Source organism: Actinomadura sp. GC306 (genome assembly GCF_004348665.1).
GTDB lineage: Bacteria > Actinomycetota > Actinomycetes > Streptosporangiales > Streptosporangiaceae > Spirillospora.
Genome location: NZ_SMKM01000014.1, coordinates 34,547 through 48,912, shown reverse-complemented (window position 1 = coordinate 48,912; position 14,366 = coordinate 34,547). Strand labels below are relative to the sequence as shown.

The 14,366-nt window shown below is 73.6% G+C and carries 15 protein-coding genes, 1 pseudogene and 1 riboswitch; of the genes and pseudogenes, 10 read left to right on the top strand and 6 right to left on the bottom strand.

What is annotated here, in order from left to right; all coding sequences use genetic code 11:
* Both E1200_RS03995 and whiA read left to right on the top strand, forming a co-directional pair.
* Positions 1-267: pseudogene (locus E1200_RS03995) on the top strand (hypothetical protein); the annotation flags it as partial.
* Between the two features lie 61 nt (positions 268-328).
* A complete protein-coding gene (whiA, locus tag E1200_RS03990; protein ID WP_131950405.1) occupies positions 329-1,306 on the top strand; it encodes a DNA-binding protein WhiA in 978 nt (325 codons plus the stop codon).
* Between the two features lie 132 nt (positions 1,307-1,438).
* Here whiA and E1200_RS03985 read toward each other — a convergent pair whose 3' ends face one another.
* Genes E1200_RS03985 through E1200_RS03975 form a run of 3 tightly spaced genes read right to left on the bottom strand, consistent with a single transcriptional unit; the run spans position 1,439 to position 4,576 of the window.
* Complete coding sequence (locus tag E1200_RS03985; protein ID WP_131950404.1) at positions 1,439-2,638, bottom strand: hypothetical protein; 1,200 nt, start codon at positions 2,636-2,638, stop codon at positions 1,439-1,441.
* A complete protein-coding gene (locus tag E1200_RS03980) occupies positions 2,628-3,884 on the bottom strand; it encodes a TPM domain-containing protein (RefSeq protein ID WP_131950403.1) in 1,257 nt (418 codons plus the stop codon). Before E1200_RS03980 ends, E1200_RS03985 begins: the two co-directional genes overlap by 11 nt.
* Positions 3,881-4,576 carry a hypothetical protein gene (locus E1200_RS03975; protein WP_131950402.1) on the bottom strand — a complete coding sequence of 232 codons (696 nt, stop codon included), beginning with the start codon at positions 4,574-4,576 and terminating at the stop codon, positions 3,881-3,883. Before E1200_RS03975 ends, E1200_RS03980 begins: the two co-directional genes overlap by 4 nt.
* A gap of 223 nt (positions 4,577-4,799) precedes the next feature.
* Here E1200_RS03975 and gap point away from each other — a divergent pair, with 223 nt between their 5' ends.
* From gap to glyA, 6 genes are all read left to right on the top strand, one after another.
* Positions 4,800-5,804: a type I glyceraldehyde-3-phosphate dehydrogenase gene (gap, locus tag E1200_RS03970; protein WP_131950401.1), complete on the top strand. Its 1,005-nt coding sequence runs from the start codon at positions 4,800-4,802 to the stop codon at positions 5,802-5,804.
* Positions 5,805-5,962: 158 nt separating this feature from the next.
* Positions 5,963-7,150 (top strand): phosphoglycerate kinase, encoded by a 1,188-nt coding sequence (locus E1200_RS34610; RefSeq protein WP_131950400.1) that lies wholly within the window; start codon positions 5,963-5,965, stop codon positions 7,148-7,150.
* Between the two features lie 51 nt (positions 7,151-7,201).
* A complete protein-coding gene (gene tpiA / locus E1200_RS34605; RefSeq protein WP_131950409.1) occupies positions 7,202-7,963 on the top strand; it encodes a triose-phosphate isomerase in 762 nt (253 codons plus the stop codon).
* Positions 7,964-8,102: 139 nt separating this feature from the next.
* Positions 8,103-8,342, top strand: a complete 240-nt coding sequence (secG, locus tag E1200_RS03955; protein ID WP_131950399.1) for a preprotein translocase subunit SecG — start codon at positions 8,103-8,105, stop codon at positions 8,340-8,342.
* 84 nt (positions 8,343-8,426) lie between these two features.
* Positions 8,427-8,798, top strand: coding sequence for an RNA polymerase-binding protein RbpA (locus tag E1200_RS03950; RefSeq protein ID WP_131950398.1), 372 nt, complete (start codon positions 8,427-8,429; stop codon positions 8,796-8,798).
* Positions 8,799-8,880: 82 nt separating this feature from the next.
* Positions 8,881-8,967, top strand: a riboswitch (ZMP/ZTP riboswitch).
* Positions 8,968-9,018: 51 nt separating this feature from the next.
* Positions 9,019-10,290: a serine hydroxymethyltransferase gene (gene glyA / locus E1200_RS03945; RefSeq protein ID WP_131950397.1), complete on the top strand. Its 1,272-nt coding sequence runs from the start codon at positions 9,019-9,021 to the stop codon at positions 10,288-10,290.
* Here glyA and E1200_RS03940 read toward each other — a convergent pair.
* Both E1200_RS03940 and E1200_RS03935 read right to left on the bottom strand, forming a co-directional pair.
* Positions 10,287-11,090: a class I SAM-dependent methyltransferase gene (locus E1200_RS03940; protein WP_131950396.1), complete on the bottom strand. Its 804-nt coding sequence runs from the start codon at positions 11,088-11,090 to the stop codon at positions 10,287-10,289. The genes glyA and E1200_RS03940 overlap by 4 nt on opposite strands.
* Entirely contained in the window at positions 11,074-12,159 is a 1,086-nt protein-coding gene (locus E1200_RS03935; RefSeq protein ID WP_131950395.1) for a GNAT family N-acetyltransferase, read from the bottom strand. The genes E1200_RS03940 and E1200_RS03935 overlap by 17 nt, the downstream gene beginning before the upstream one ends.
* 162 nt (positions 12,160-12,321) lie before the next feature.
* Here E1200_RS03935 and E1200_RS03930 point away from each other — a divergent pair, with 162 nt between their 5' ends.
* Positions 12,322-12,993, top strand: a complete 672-nt coding sequence (locus tag E1200_RS03930) for a carboxymuconolactone decarboxylase family protein (RefSeq protein ID WP_131950394.1) — start codon at positions 12,322-12,324, stop codon at positions 12,991-12,993.
* Positions 12,986-13,591 carry a GNAT family N-acetyltransferase gene (locus E1200_RS03925; protein ID WP_131950393.1) on the top strand — a complete coding sequence of 202 codons (606 nt, stop codon included), beginning with the start codon at positions 12,986-12,988 and terminating at the stop codon, positions 13,589-13,591. The genes E1200_RS03930 and E1200_RS03925 overlap by 8 nt, the downstream gene beginning before the upstream one ends.
* Here the strand turns inward: E1200_RS03925 and E1200_RS03920 are convergent.
* Complete coding sequence (locus E1200_RS03920) at positions 13,588-14,343, bottom strand: amino acid racemase (protein ID WP_131950392.1); 756 nt, start codon at positions 14,341-14,343, stop codon at positions 13,588-13,590. The two genes, E1200_RS03925 and E1200_RS03920, sit on opposite strands and share 4 nt — an antisense overlap.
* Between the last annotated feature and the right edge of the window lie 23 nt (positions 14,344-14,366).

The window sequence follows — 14,366 nt, the reverse complement described above, 5'->3', positions numbered from 1 at the left end:
GCGCTGAACCTCGCCCCCCAGCCCGGCGAGACCGACGACTTCTCCCCCCAGACCCACCTGGAGGTCCTGCGGGCCCACGCCCCCGACCTCAGCGTGGACGTCGTCCTCGCCGACGACGGCGTGGTCGACGACCCGGCGGCCCTCGACAAGGCGGTGCAGGAGATCGGCGGGCGCCTCGTCCTCGCCGACGTCGCCGCCGACGACGGCTCGGCGCGTCATGAACCCGCCCGCCTGGCCCAAGCCTTCGACAAGATATTCACCGACTGACGACCCGCGCGGCCGGAATCGGCCACACTGCTGGGAGTCCGATAGGGGGAGGGTTCATCAGATGGCGATGACCGGTGTGGTCAAGGACGAGCTGAGCAGGCTCACGGTCATGAAGCCGTGCTGCCGCAAGGCCGAGGTCTCGACGCTGCTGCGCTTCGCGGGGGGGCTGCACCTGGTCAGCGGCCGCATCGTGATCGAGGCCGAGATCGACACCGGTGTCGCGGCACGGCGCCTCATCCGCGACATCGCGGAGGTGTTCGGGCACACCTCCGAAGTCGTCGTCCTCGCGCCCAGCGGCCTGCGCAAGGGCAACCGCTACGTCGTCCGCGTCTTCCGCGACGGCGAATCGCTCGCCCGGCAGACCGGGCTCATCGACAACAACGGCCGCCCCGTCCGCGGCCTGCCCCGCCAGGTCGTCTCCGGCGCCGCCTGCGACGCCGAGTCCGCCTGGCGCGGCGCGTTCCTCGCGCACGGCTCGCTCACCGAGCCCGGCCGGTCCATGTCCCTCGAAGTGACCTGCCCCGGCCCCGAGGCCGCGCTCGCCCTCGTCGGCGCCGCCCGCCGCCTCAAGATCCACGCCAAGGCCCGCGAGGTCCGCGGCGTCGACCGCGTCGTCGTCCGCGACGGCGACGCCATCAGCGCCTTGCTCACCCGCCTCGGCGCGCACGACAGCGTCCTCGCCTGGGAGGAGCGCCGCATGCGCCGCGAGGTCCGCGCCACCGCCAACCGCCTCGCCAACTTCGACGACGCCAACCTCCGCCGCTCCGCCCGCGCCGCCGTCGCCGCCGGCGCCCGCGTCGCCCGCGCCCTGGAGATCCTCGGCGACGACGCCCCCGAGCACCTCGTCAACGCCGGCCGCCTCCGCCTGGAGCACAAGCAGGCGTCCCTCGAAGAACTCGGCCAGCTCGCCGACCCGCCCCTCACCAAGGACGCCATCGCCGGCCGCATCCGCCGCCTCCTCGCCATGGCCGACAAACGAGCCGGGGACCAGGGCATACCGGGAACGGACGCGAACCTGACCGCGGACATGCTGGGGTAGCTCTGTTTATTTGGGGGGCGACCCCCAAACCCCCGTTGCGCACGGCGGGTCGTGCGGCCTCCGGCGCTGGGCGCCTCCGGCTGCACGACCCGTGGGGTGCTCATGCAGGCCGGTGAACACCTCAATGGGTGATCAGTCGGTCTTGTTGAGGTCGCCTCTGAGGATTCGGTGGATCAGGTCTTCGCGTAGTTGGCCGTAGCCGGTTTCGGCCCAGACGCTCTGGGCCGGGTCGGCCTCGTAGTAGGGGACCGGGCGGCCGTCCCGGGTGTCCATGAGGACGTCCGGGGTGCGCTTCTCGCGGGTCGTGCGGGCGCAGGTGCGGCAGGTCTTGATGCGGAGGCGCTTTCGGGAGCCGACGGGGCGCCAGTCGAGTTTCGTTGTGGCGTCGCCGTGCAGGGGGTTGAAGAAGCAGAGGGGCATTGGCGGTATCTCCGCTTTGCCCTTCGCGACGGCCTCGGCGGAGGCCAGGGCGTCGCGGCCCTGGTCCACCAGGACCAGGACGCCGGCCAGGTCGGGGATGCCGCGCGCGGCGTCCAGGGTCTTGCCGGCGGCCTGGTAGGCGTCGAGGGCCCTGGTCATCAGGGGGCGGGTCTGTTCGTTCGTGGGGGTCTCGGTCTCGTCCAGGAGCTCGCCGAAGGCGATGACCTCGTGGGACGCCTGCTCGCGGAGCTGGTCCTCGTTCGCGCGGCTCGCGGTCGCGAAGACCGTACGGGGCATGAGCAGGCCGTCGCCCTCCCGGCGGACGGCCGCCATGCGGCGGCGGCGCCAGAGGAGGAGGCCGCCGATGCCCGCGACGGCCACGCCTGCGGCGCCCAGGGGGAGGGCCAGGTCGTTGCCGTCCTCCGGGGAGTGGAGGGAGCGGCCGGTGCGGCGCTTGTAGCGTGCGTCGATCTCTGCGGAGATCCGCTCGTACTCCTCGGAGCCCTTGCCCGTGACGATCAGTTCGGTGATGCGGGCGAGCTTGGCGGCCAGCGGGGCGTCGTCCATGTCGCGGTCGAGGGCGACGGCCGAGGCGGCGCGGCGGGCCTCATGGTCGCCGCCCCACTCGCGCGCCTGCAGCCCGTCGGTCCGGTCGCGGAACGTGATGAAGATGCCGTCGCGGCCGAGGCGGTCGTGGACGACGGTCGCCAGGTCCTCCGCGTCGGACCAGGTGCCGCCCGCGACCAGCGGGACCAGGATGACGAAGATCGGCGCCGGGGCCTTCTCGAACTGGGCGACGAGCCTGCGCCGGTCCGCTTCGGGGAGCGCGGAGGCGAGGGACGGGTCGACGTAGATGGGGGAGCGGCGGAGCGCGGCGGCGAGCCGCTCGCCGGGGGAGGGTTCAGTCCACACCGAGGTACCTCATCACGCGGGGAAGGAAGTCCTTGCCGTTGGCGCCCCAGGCGGTGTCCCGCCACACGCCGGGGACCGCGGTGTGCGGGCGGCGGCGTCCGGGGCCGGGGATCTTCAGAAGGTGCTGGTCGGTCAACCCCGCTTGCCTGTCGAAGGCGTCGCAGGTCTCGCACACCGGGCACGGCTTCGGAAGGACCTTGTGGGTGAGCTTCGCCAGCCGCCTGCGCTTGACGGAGTCGCCGTGCAGCGGGTTCACCACGCAGGGGACGGGCGGTGCGGCGACGTTCCGCTTGAGGGCGGTCTGCCCCTGGCGCGCGAGGACGATCGCGCCGACGAGGTCGATGGCGCGCTCCTCGTCCTCTTTCGCGTCGTCGTAGAGGATCTGGGCGGCGTCGAAGGCGGACACGGCGTAGGGGTGGCCGCGCCCGGCGTCGGCCGTGGCGAGCAGGCGGCGGAGCCGGTCCAGTTCCTCGGCCGCTTCGCGGCGGAGCCACGGCAGACCCGGCCTGGTCTTGCCGGGGCGGCGACTCTTCTTGGGTTCGCCCGTGCGCCTCAGCAGGGCGAGGGCGGCCCGGCCCGCGCAGTAGAGCAGCACGACGCCGAACGGGCCGGCGAAGAAGAACCCGGTGAGGAACGGGCCCGCGGTCTCCGGCTCGGCCGGGGTGAGCTCGTTCTCCTTCCCGAAGGGGTCGGGCGTGGAGTACTGCGCCGGCATGGTGGGGGACGCCGTGGGCGCCGCGGCGTAGCCGTTCATCCGCTGGACGAGCCGGTCCACGAGCCCGTCGAAGGGGCGCTCGCGGTCGGACGGCAGGAAGGAGCCCGGCTCCTCGTCCGAGAGGCGGAACCGGTAGCGGCGCGGGATCCGGAACGCCTCCGCCTCCAGTGTGGCGCGGGCGTCGACCAGCAGGTAGAGGCCGTCGCGGCGGGACCGCTCGTGCAGCGCGAACAGGAACGCGTCGTCACGGCCCTGCGACTCGGAGTCGGGCGGGTTCGGGATGACGACGACGTGGACGGGGGCGCCGAGCCGCCGGGACGCGTCGGCCATCGCCCGGCGGAGCCGGTCGCGTTCGGGCCCGTCGAGGGCGTGGGCCAGGTCGGGGTCGACGAACAGGGGGTCCTCCGCGAGGGCGGCCGCCACCCGGTCCAGCCGGAGATGGGCGTGCGGAGGATCGTCGGCGGCGCCGGCGGGCGCCGCGGCCAGAACCGTGAGGAGAAGGGCGGTGAGGAGGGCGGCCGTGCGCCTCATCGGCGGCTCCTGGAGCGCTTGCGCCAGTGGAGGCAGATCAGCAGGCCGAGGATCGGCAGCCCGCTGAGCGCGGTGCCCCCGGCGAACGCCGCCCACTCCGCGCGGGCCGCCCGCCGGTCCGCGGCCTCGTCGGCGTCCAGCGCCTTGCGCAGCGCCGACTTGGGCGGCGGGGCCGTGGTGTCCGCGCGCTCGCGGGCCTCGCCCGACAGCGCGACGTCGACGAACCGCTCGATCCGCTCCGGAGCGGTCGCGTCGTTGGGGAGCTCCCGGGTCGTGGCCCGCCACGCGTCCTCGACGGGGAGGCGCCGGCCGCCGCCGAACTGGCGGACCTCGCCGTCGTAGGTGGAGGACGGGGAGATCACGATGTAGACGCCGTCCTCGCGCAGCCGGTCGCGGAGCAGCGCGACGAGGGCTTCGGCGGTGTGCTCCTGGGCGACGTGGACGGTGGGCGTCACCGCCACGTAGGCCGGGACGCCGAGGCGCGCGACGGACGCCTTGATCCGCGCGGCGGCGTCCGGCGGCAGCACCCGCGGGGTGTGGTCGGTGACGTAGACGGGGTCGCGGCGGAGCTGCGCCGCCAGGTGGTCGGCGCGCGACACCGGCTCCGCGGGCTCGCGCGCCGCGGCCGGCAGGGGGCACCCGAGCAGGACCACCACCCCGCTCAAGATCAGGACCAGCCACCCGCCGCGCATGGACGGTGAGTGTAGTGCTGACCTCCGTATATGCCATGAACGGGGGCATAGGCGGATCATCCCCCGCGCGGGGGAGGGAGGATCACCCCGCGAATCCCGCGCCGCCGGTGTCAAGCTACCCGCGGGTCATTGGATAGGGTCGAATGCGGGGGAGAACCCCCTGATCGACCGTAGTTGACAGTCCGGCAGTGCCGGACGCTATCGACGTGCGAGGAGCCTTTCCGTGACCATCCGCGTAGGCATCAACGGGTTCGGCCGGATCGGCCGCAACTTCTACCGCGCCGTGAAGGCGTCCGGGGCCGACATCGAGGTCGTGGCCGTCAACGACCTGACCGACAACGCCACCCTGGCACAGTTGCTCAAGTACGACAGCATCCTCGGCCGTTTCCCCGAGGACGTGCGCGCCACCGCCGACGAGATCGTCGTGGGCGGCAAGAGCATCAAGGCGTTCGCGGAGCGCGACCCCGCCGCCCTCAAGTGGAGCGACGTCGGCGCCGACGTCGTCGTGGAGTCCACCGGTTTCTTCACCGACGCGAGCAAGGCCAAGGTGCACGCCGACAACGGCGCCAAGAAGGTCATCATCTCCGCGCCGGCCAAGAACGAGGACCTCACCGTCGTCCTGGGCGTCAACGAGGACAAGTACGACCCCGCGAACCACACGGTGATCTCCAACGCCTCCTGCACCACCAACTGCCTGGCGCCGCTGGCGAAGGTCCTGAACGACTCCTTCGGGATCGAGAAGGGCCTGATGACCACGGTCCACGCCTACACGCAGGACCAGAACCTCCAGGACGCGCCGCACAAGGACCTGCGCCGCGCCCGCGCCGCCGCGGTCAACGTCGTGCCGACCTCCACCGGTGCCGCCAAGGCCATCGGCCTCGTGCTGCCCGAGCTCAAGGGCAAGCTCGACGGCTACGCGCTGCGCGTCCCGGTGCCGACCGGCTCGGCCACCGACCTCACCGTCACGGTGTCCCGCGACGTCACCGTCGAGGAGGTCAACGAGGCGTTCAAGGCCGCGGCCGAGGGCCCGCTCAAGGGCTACCTCACCTACACCGAGGACCCGATCGTCTCCGCCGACATCGTCACCGACCCGGCGTCCTGCATCTACGACTCCGGGCTGACCAAGGTCATCGGCGACCAGGTCAAGGTCGTCGGCTGGTACGACAACGAGTGGGGCTACTCCAACCGCCTCGTCGACCTCGTCAAGCTCGTCGGCGCGGACCTGTAACGCGCCTTTGGGCGCGACCCCAGGGGGCTTCGGGGCCGCCCCCCGGGGGACAACACTGATCGCAGCCGTCGGCGCCGTGGCCGCGCACCGCGCACGGAGAACCGTGCGGGACGCGCGGGCCACGGCGCGGCCGTGTACGGAAGGACACCGACATCCCGATGCGGACCATTGACGATCTCGACGTCGCCGGGAGGCGCGTCCTCGTCCGCGCCGACCTGAACGTCCCGCTGGAGAACGGCTCCATCACCGACGACGGGCGGATCCGCGCGAGCCTCCCGACGATCGAGGCGCTGCGGGCCCGCGGCGCCAAGGTCGTCGTCTGCGCGCACCTCGGCCGCCCCAAGGGCGAGGTGAAGCCCGAGTTCTCGCTGGCCCCCGTCGCCGCGCGGCTCGGCGAACTGCTCGGCACGGACGTGGCGGCCGCCGGCGACGTCGTCGGCGACTCCGCCCGCGCCACCGTGGGCGGGCTCGCCGACGGCGGCGTCGCGCTGCTGGAGAACCTGCGCTTCGAGCCCGGCGAGACCAGCAAGGACGACGCCGAGCGCGGCGCGTTCGCCGACCGGCTCGCCGCGCTCGCGGAACTCTACGTCGGGGACGGGTTCGGTGCCGTCCACCGCAGGCACGCGTCGGTGTACGACGTGCCGCGGCGGCTCCCGCACGCCGCCGGAGGGCTGATCGCCGCCGAGGTCGAGGTGCTGAAGAGGCTCACCGAGGACGTCGAGCGGCCCTACGCCGTCGCGCTCGGCGGCTCCAAGGTGTCCGACAAGCTCGGCGTGATCGACAACCTGCTCGGCAAGGCCGACCGCATCCTGATCGGCGGCGGCATGGTGTTCACGTTCCTGAAGGCCCAGGGGCACGAGGTCGGCAAGAGCCTCCTGGAGGAGGACCAGCTCGGCACCGTCCGCGAGTACCTGCGCCGCGCCGAGGAGTCCGGCGTGGAGTTCGTCCTCCCGGTCGACATCGTCGCCGCAACGGAGTTCTCCGCGGACGCCGACCACGGCGTGGTCGCCGCCGACGCGATCCCCGCCGACCGGCTCGGCCTGGACATCGGCCCCGAGTCCGGCAAGCTCTTCGCCGCGCGCCTCGCCGACGCCAGGACGGTGTTCTGGAACGGCCCCATGGGCGTGTTCGAGATGGAGCCCTACTCGCACGGCACCCGCGCCGTGGCCCAGGGCCTCATCGACTCCGGCGCGTTCACCGTGGTCGGCGGCGGCGACTCCGCCGCGGCCGTCCGGCGGCTCGGCTTCGACGAGGCCGCCTTCTCGCACATCTCGACCGGCGGCGGCGCGAGCCTCGAATACCTCGAAGGCAAGACGCTGCCCGGCCTGCAGGCCCTGGAGGACTGACACGTGGCGCCCAAGAACCCTTCCGGCGCGCAGAGCGGCCGCAAGCCGCTCATGGCGGGCAACTGGAAGATGAACAACAACCACTTCGACGCCATCAAGCTCGTGCAGAAGATGGCGTTCGCACTCAAGGACGCCGACCACGACGCCGTCGACATCGCCGTGCTGCCGCCGTTCACGGCGATCCGCTCGGTGCAGACGCTGGTCGACGCCGACAAGCTCGGCATCCAGTACGGCGCGCAGGACGTCTCCGAGCACGCCTCCGGCGCCTACACCGGTGAGATCTCCGCCGCGATGCTGGCCAAGCTGGGCTGCACCTACGTCGCCGTGGGGCACTCCGAGCGCCGCCAGTACCACGCCGAGGACGACGCGGTCGTGAACGCCAAGGCCAAGGCCGCCCTCGGCGCCGACATCACCCCGATCCTGTGCGTCGGCGAGGGACTGGAGGTCCGCAAGGCGGGCGAGCACGTCGCGCACGTGCTGGCGCAGGTGGACGGCGGGCTGGAGAAGATCCCCGCCGACCAGGCGCGGCGCACCGTGATCGCCTACGAGCCCGTCTGGGCCATCGGCACCGGCGAGGTCGCCACCCCAGAGGACGCGCAGGAGGTCTGCGGCGCCATCCGGACGCGCCTCGCCGAGCTCTACGACGGCGGGCTGGCGGACCAGGCGCGTATCCTGTACGGCGGTTCGGTCAAGAGCGGCAACGTCGCCAAGCTCATGGCGCAGGAGGATGTGGACGGCGCCTTGGTCGGTGGTGCCAGCCTGGACCCGGGAGAATTCGTCAAAATCTGCCGGTACCGGGATCTCCCCGTCTGATCAAAACTGATCAATTCTGCGTGAACTGGGGGTTCTTGCCGAACCAGCGGGTAGTTCGTCGTACCCTTCGTACCTGACGGGTAAACCGCCCGGCCGGATCCACCGTCCTGAACTACGAACGACAAGGCGCTGAAGAATCGTGATCATCGCAACGTCCATCGTGCTCATCCTGTCGAGCCTGCTGATGGTGGTTCTCGTCCTGATGCACAAGGGCAAGGGCGGCGGGCTGTCGGACATGTTCGGCGGCGGAATCTCGACGTCCCTGGGCGGTTCGTCGGTGGTGGAGCGCAACCTGGACCGGCTGACCGTCGCCGTCGGCCTGGTCTGGTTCGCGTCGATCATCGTCCTCGGGCTGCTGTTCAAGGGCGACGCCTCCTGAGCCACCCGTCAGACACCATGCGAGCGCCGCGCCGCCCTCCGGAGACCGCGGGCGGCGGCGGACACACTGAACGAGGAGTACTCCGTGGGTAGTGGCAACGCGATTCGGGGGAGCCGTGTCGGGGCCGGTCCGATGGGTGAGGCGGAGCGCGGCGACGCCGCGCCCCGCGTCTGGGTGACGTTCTACTGCGCCAACCGGCACGAGACCCGGCCCAGCTTCGCGACCGACGTCGCGGTCCCGGAGACCTGGGACTGTCCGCGGTGCGGGTTCCCCGCCGGCCAGGACTCGGAGAACCCCCCGGCGCCGCCGAAGACCGAGCCGTACAAGACGCACCTCGCGTACGTGAAGGAGCGGCGCAGCGACGAGGACGGCGAGGCCATCCTCGAAGAGGCCCTCGCCAAGCTCCGCGAGAAGCGCGCGGCCGTAAAGAAGGCCCTGGAGTCCGCCAGCCGCTGACCCGAACTCCACGAGCACGGCCCGGTCCCGGAAGGGACCGGGCCGTGCTCGTCGCGTGCGTGCGGCGGGCGGCTCGCTATGATGGGCCGCACGTGACTGGCGCAGTCAAGGTGGAGGCGACCACCGGGGAGCGTACCTAGTCCGCACACCGCGCGCCTGGGTGTACGGGCCCCCTTGCCGGGGCGCCCGAGGTCCCGGCGACGACAGCGCGGAGGCTCACATGCACGAACCGGCCGTACCCCACCTGCTGGAGCAGGACCCCGAGATCGCCGGGCTGGTGGAGGACGAGGCCCGCCGCCAGTACGAGAAGATCCGGCTGATCGCCTCGGAGAACTACGTGTCGCCGGCGGTCCTGGAGGCCACCGGCACCGTCCTGACCAACAAGTACTCCGAGGGCTACGCGGGCAAGCGGTACTACGAGGGGCAGCAGAACGTCGACCCGATCGAGCTGCTGGCCATCGGCCGGGCGAAGGAGCTGTTCGGCGTCGAGCACGCCAACGTCCAGCCCTACTCCGGGTCCCCGGCGAACCTCGCCGTCTACATGGCGTTCCTAGACCCCGGCGACACGGTGCTGGGCCTGTCGCTGCCGATGGGCGGGCACCTCACGCACGGGTGGTCGGTCTCGGCCACCGGCAAGTGGTTCCGGCCCGTCCGCTACGACGTGCGCGCCGACACCGGGCGGGTCGACATGGACCAGGTGCGCGACCTGGCGCTCAAGGAGCGGCCGAAGCTCATCTGGTGCGGCGGCACCGCCATCCCGCGGACCATCGACTTCCCCGCGTTCGCCGAGATCGCCCGGGAGACCGGCGCGGTCCTGGCCGCCGACATCGCGCACATCGCCGGGCTGATCGCGGGCGGCGCGCACCCGTCCCCGGTCGGCCACGCCGACGTGGTCTCCACGACCACGCACAAGACGCTGCGCGGCCCCCGCGGCGCGATGATCATGTCCACGGCCGAGCACGCGAAGGCGATCGACAAGGCCGTGTTCCCCGGCCTGCAGGGCGGGCCGCACAACCACACCACCGCCGCGATCGCCGTCGCGCTGAAGGAGGCCGCCCGGCGGGACTTCGCCGGCTACGCGCGGCAGGTCGTCGCGAACGCGAAGGCGCTGGCGGCCGCGCTGCTGGAGCGCGGCTACGACCTGATCTCCGGCGGCACCGACAACCACCTCATCCTGATCGACCTCACGAACAAGGGCGTCGCGGGCAAGCCCGCCGCGCAGGCCCTCGACCGCGCCGGGATCGAGCTGAACTACAACGCCGTCCCGTTCGACCCGCGCAAGCCGTTCGACCCGTCCGGGCTGCGGCTCGGCACCGCCGCGATCACCACCCGGGGGCTGGACGAGGCGCGGATGCCGCAGGTCGCGGCGTGGATCGACGAGGTCGTGCAGGCCGCCGCCAAGCAGGACGAGACGGTCGTCGAACGCGTCGCCGCGGAGATCCGGGAGATGCTCGCCGGCTACCCGATGCCCGGCTGGACTGCCACGCCCTAGGCGGCCCGCAACAGGGTGATCATGCGCCACGCCCCGGGGTCGGTGAGGGCCACCGCGTCCTCGCCGGCCCCGAAGTCGCCGTACTGCGCCACCACGGCCAGGCCGCCGGCGAGCCGGACGGCCGCGTCGAGTTCCGTGGCCGACCAGAACCGGTAGGGGACGACGTCGCGGATCACGAGGGGCTCGCCGCGGCCCTCGACCGTCACCGTCACGTGGTCGTCGGCGATCTGCGTCACCGGGTCGAGGCGGTCGGACGGCTCGCCCCACCGCACGTCGGCGCGGACGCCGCCGCGCTCGACCGACCAGCCGGTGCTGACGGTGGGCTCGTCGCCGAGCCGGTCCCGCGGGTGCGACATCTCCATGACGTAGAGGCCGCCGGGGGACAGGTGCGCGGCGGCCCGGCGCAGATGCGCGACGAACGCGTCCAGCGTCATCAGGTGGGACGTCGAGTCGAGCATCGTCACGATGAGGTCGAAGCGGCGGCCGAGGTCGAAGCGGGTCATGTCGTCCCGCACGACCGCCAGCTCGACGCCCTGCCGCTTCGCCGCGCCGGCCGCGTACGCGCACATCTCCGGGTTCAGGTCGAGCGCGGTCGCGGCCAGGCCGCGGCGGGCGAACTCGCGGGCGTGCTCGGCGGGGCCCGCCGCCAGTTCCAGCACCGTCGCGGGCGGGCCGCCCGGCCGGTGCTCGCCAGTCCGGTGCTCGGCCGCCCAGGCGAGCAGCACGCCGGTCTCGGCGGGCACGTCGCGGAACGAGCACGCCAGCTCGTACACCCAGGGATGGTCATAGATGCCGGTCACCCGGCCATCCTGCCAGCGCGCCGGGCCCCGCCGGGCGCCCGTCCAGCCGCAGCCGGATCTCCACCACGGCGGGGTCGGCGGTGCGCCGCGTCCGGCCGCCGAGCGAGGTCAGCAGCCGCCGCATCCGGGTGTTCTCGCTGAGCGCGAGCGCCCGCAGCTCCACCACGCCCCGTTCCCGGCCGAGGGTGACGAGCAGGTCCGCGAGGGCGCGGCCGAGGCCGCGGCCCTGCCAGCCGTCCTCCACCAGGAAGGCCATCTCGGCGACGCCGGGGTCGGGGACGTGGATGAGCTGCGCGAGCGCGAGCAGCGACCCGTCGGGGCCCTCGGCGACGAGCGTGCGGCCGTAGGCGGGGTCGCCGAACCGCTCGATCGCCCGGCGCGGCGGGGCCGGCTTCGGGCTGAAGTACCGCATCCGGCGGCTGTCCTGCGAGCAGCGCCCGTGCAGCTCCCGGATCCCGCCGGCGTCGTCGTCCCCGATGGGGCGGACGGTCACCTGCGTCCCGTCGCGGAGCACGACGCGGCGCGGGACGGGGCTGCGCGGCGGGGCGGGCAGCGCGGCCCGGACCAGCGCGTCCGCCCGCGCCGCCTCGGTCGCGGTGAACGGCAGCCCGAACCGGCGGAGCCGCACCGCGCGCCCGCCCCCGACCGGGACGACGAGCACGTCGGCGTCCTGGGCCGCGTCCGGGCGGCCGGGTGCGTCCCAGGAGGCGGCCCAGGAGGCGTCGTCGGCGCGGAGCAGCTCGCCGAGGATCGCGGGGACGGCGTGCGGCTCGCAGCGCAGCCGGGACGCCAGCACCAGCGCGCGGGTCGGCTCGTCCACCAGCTCGTGCGGCCGGGCGGGGCGGACGGCCGTGCGGACGCCGCCGGCGGCGCCGAGCGTCTCGGCCAGCTCCCGGGCGCCGGGGCCGCCGTGCGGGACGTCCACGACGAACTCGTCCACCACCCCCTCGGTGTCGAGCTGGACGGACAGGCCGAGGATGTTGGCGCCGTGGCGGCCCAGCGCCGTGGTGAGCTGGGCCAGGCGTCCGGGCCTGTCCTCGATCTCGGTGCGGATACGGAACAGTGGCATTTGAGCGTTCCCTTCGAGGACGGGCGCCCGTTCGGTCCCGGCGTGTGTCGGGGACCAGGTTCACCCACGCGTGTTACGCGGCCGCTACGTCATGGTGTGCCCGCGGTTTCACATACCGGACGGGACTTGAGCCCTCCCGGCCGAGCGCCTAGCGTGCGGTGGGTGATCGACCCCGTGAGCGGTGAGCACGCCGGCGACCGGCCTCCCCGCGGGCCCGGCGCGGCCCGGCTCCCGCTGCTGTTCCCCGGTTCCCTGAGCGACGAGCAGCGGCTCCTGTACGAGGCGCTGACCGGCGGCCCGCGCGCCGCCGACCGGCTGCCCCCGTTCATGGCCGACGAGTCCGGGCGGCTGCTCGGCCCGTTCAACGCCATGCTGTACAGCCCGTCGGTGGGCCTGCCGCTGCAGGACCTCGGCGCCGCGCTGCGCTTCCGCACCGCGTTCACCAAGCGCGAGCGGGAGATTGCGACGCTGGTCGTCGCCGCGCACGCCCGCTCCGACTACGAGTGGTACGCCCACGAGCGGATCGGCCGCCGCGCCGGGCTCCGCGACGACGAGATGGACGCGCTGCGCGAGGGCCGCGCGCCCATGTTCGCCGACGTCCGGGAACGGGTCGTCTACGAGGCGACGCGGCAGCTCGTCGCGGAGGACGACCTCGGCGACGCGGTGTTCACCGAGGCCGCCGCCACGCTCGGCCGCCCCGCCGTCGTCGAGCTCGTCACGCTCGTCGGCTACTACCGGGCGCTGGCGCTGCAGATGCGCGTCTTCCGGGTCGGCGTCCCGGACGGCATGACCCCGCCGGAGTGGCCCGCCGCGGACGGCGCCGGGGATGACTGAGGTCCTGCGCACGGACCGGCTCGTACTGCGCCCGGTGACGATGGGCGACCACGCCGCCCTGCTGACGCACTGGACCGAGCCGCTCGTCCGGCGGCACCTGTTCGGCGACCGGACGGTCTCCGCCGCGCAGGTGCGCGAGATCATCCACGCCAGCGAGCGGGACTTCGTCACCGAGGGCTACGGGCTGTGGGCGCTGCGTCCCGCGCGCCGGAGCGCCGGGATCGACGGCCCGCCGGCGGGCGATCCGCTGATCGGGGTGGCCGGGCTCGGCCACCGCGACGGGCCGCTCGGCCACGGCGTGGACGTGGAGATCCTCTACAGCCTGCGGCCGGACCTGTGGGGGCGGGGCCTGGCGGCCGAGGCGTCCCGCGCGGTCCTCGACTTCGCCTTCGGCGTGGTGGGCGTGCCCCGGGTCACGGCCGAGATCGACATGGCGAACCCGGCGTCCGCGGAGATCGCGCTGCGGCTCGGGATGCGCCGCGGGCCGGACGGGCCCGCGGGCCCCGACGGCGCCGCCTACTACGCGGCCGACCGCTCCCGCTGGGCCGGGGCCGGCCGCGCCGTCGACGCCCTGCCCGGCTGCCCCGAACCCGCCTAGTCCGCGGCCGACCCGGGGTGTGCGGGGGAGCCGACCGGGCCGCCGCGCCACTCGGGCAGCGGGGCGCGGCCGGCCGCCACGTCGAAGGCGGCGCGGGCGAGCAGCCGGGTCGAGTCGAGCGTCGGCAGCGGCGAGACGCCGGGCGTGACCAGGAGCGGGATCTCCGTGCACACCAGCGCGACGGCGTCGCAGCCGCGCGCGGCGAGGTCCTCGATGACCCGCACGTACGCGCGGCGCGACTCCTCGGTGACGACGCCGTTGACCAGTTCCTCGAAGATGATCCGGTGGACGGTGTCCCGGCCGGCGGCGTCGGGGACCTCGGCGGCGATGCCGCGCGCCGCGAGCTCGCGCGGGTAGACCGGGCCGTCCATCGTGTAGCGGGTGCCGAGGACGCCGACGCGCCGCCGGCCGTCCCGGGCGGCCCGGTCGGCGACGACCCGCGCGATGTGCAGACCGGGCAGCGGCAGGTCGGCGCCCGGCCGCTCCAGCGCCAGGTGCGCGGTGTTGTCCGGGCAGGCGAAGAAGTCCGCGCCCGCGCCCGCCAGCCGCCGGACGCTCTCCGCGAGCGTCGCCCGGATGGAGTCGTGCTCCCCGGCCTCCCACGCGGGCATACTGCGCGCCATGGCGATGAGGTCGAGCGTCACGTCCGGATGGTCGTCGGGGCCCATCTCACGGAACCCCTCCTGGCAGAAGGCCCGGAAGCACAGTGCGGCGCCTTCCGCGCTGTGGGCGAGGATGCCGAGATGCCGCACGGCCGCTCCTTTCGTCGAACTCA

Coding starts and splice junctions, on each gene's coding strand:
- whiA (WP_131950405.1), top strand. CDS start 329: ATGGCGATGACCGGTGTGGTCAAGGACGAGCTGAGCAGGCTCACGGTC.
- E1200_RS34610 (WP_131950400.1), top strand. CDS start 5,963: ATGCGGACCATTGACGATCTCGACGTCGCCGGGAGGCGCGTCCTCGTC.
- E1200_RS03975 (WP_131950402.1), bottom strand. CDS start 4,576: ATGCGCGGCGGGTGGCTGGTCCTGATCTTGAGCGGGGTGGTGGTCCTG.
- E1200_RS03980 (WP_131950403.1), bottom strand. CDS start 3,884: ATGAGGCGCACGGCCGCCCTCCTCACCGCCCTTCTCCTCACGGTTCTG.
- glyA (WP_131950397.1), top strand. CDS start 9,019: ATGCACGAACCGGCCGTACCCCACCTGCTGGAGCAGGACCCCGAGATC.
- tpiA (WP_131950409.1), top strand. CDS start 7,202: ATGGCGGGCAACTGGAAGATGAACAACAACCACTTCGACGCCATCAAG.
- E1200_RS03925 (WP_131950393.1), top strand. CDS start 12,986: ATGACTGAGGTCCTGCGCACGGACCGGCTCGTACTGCGCCCGGTGACG.
- E1200_RS03935 (WP_131950395.1), bottom strand. CDS start 12,159: ATGCCACTGTTCCGTATCCGCACCGAGATCGAGGACAGGCCCGGACGC.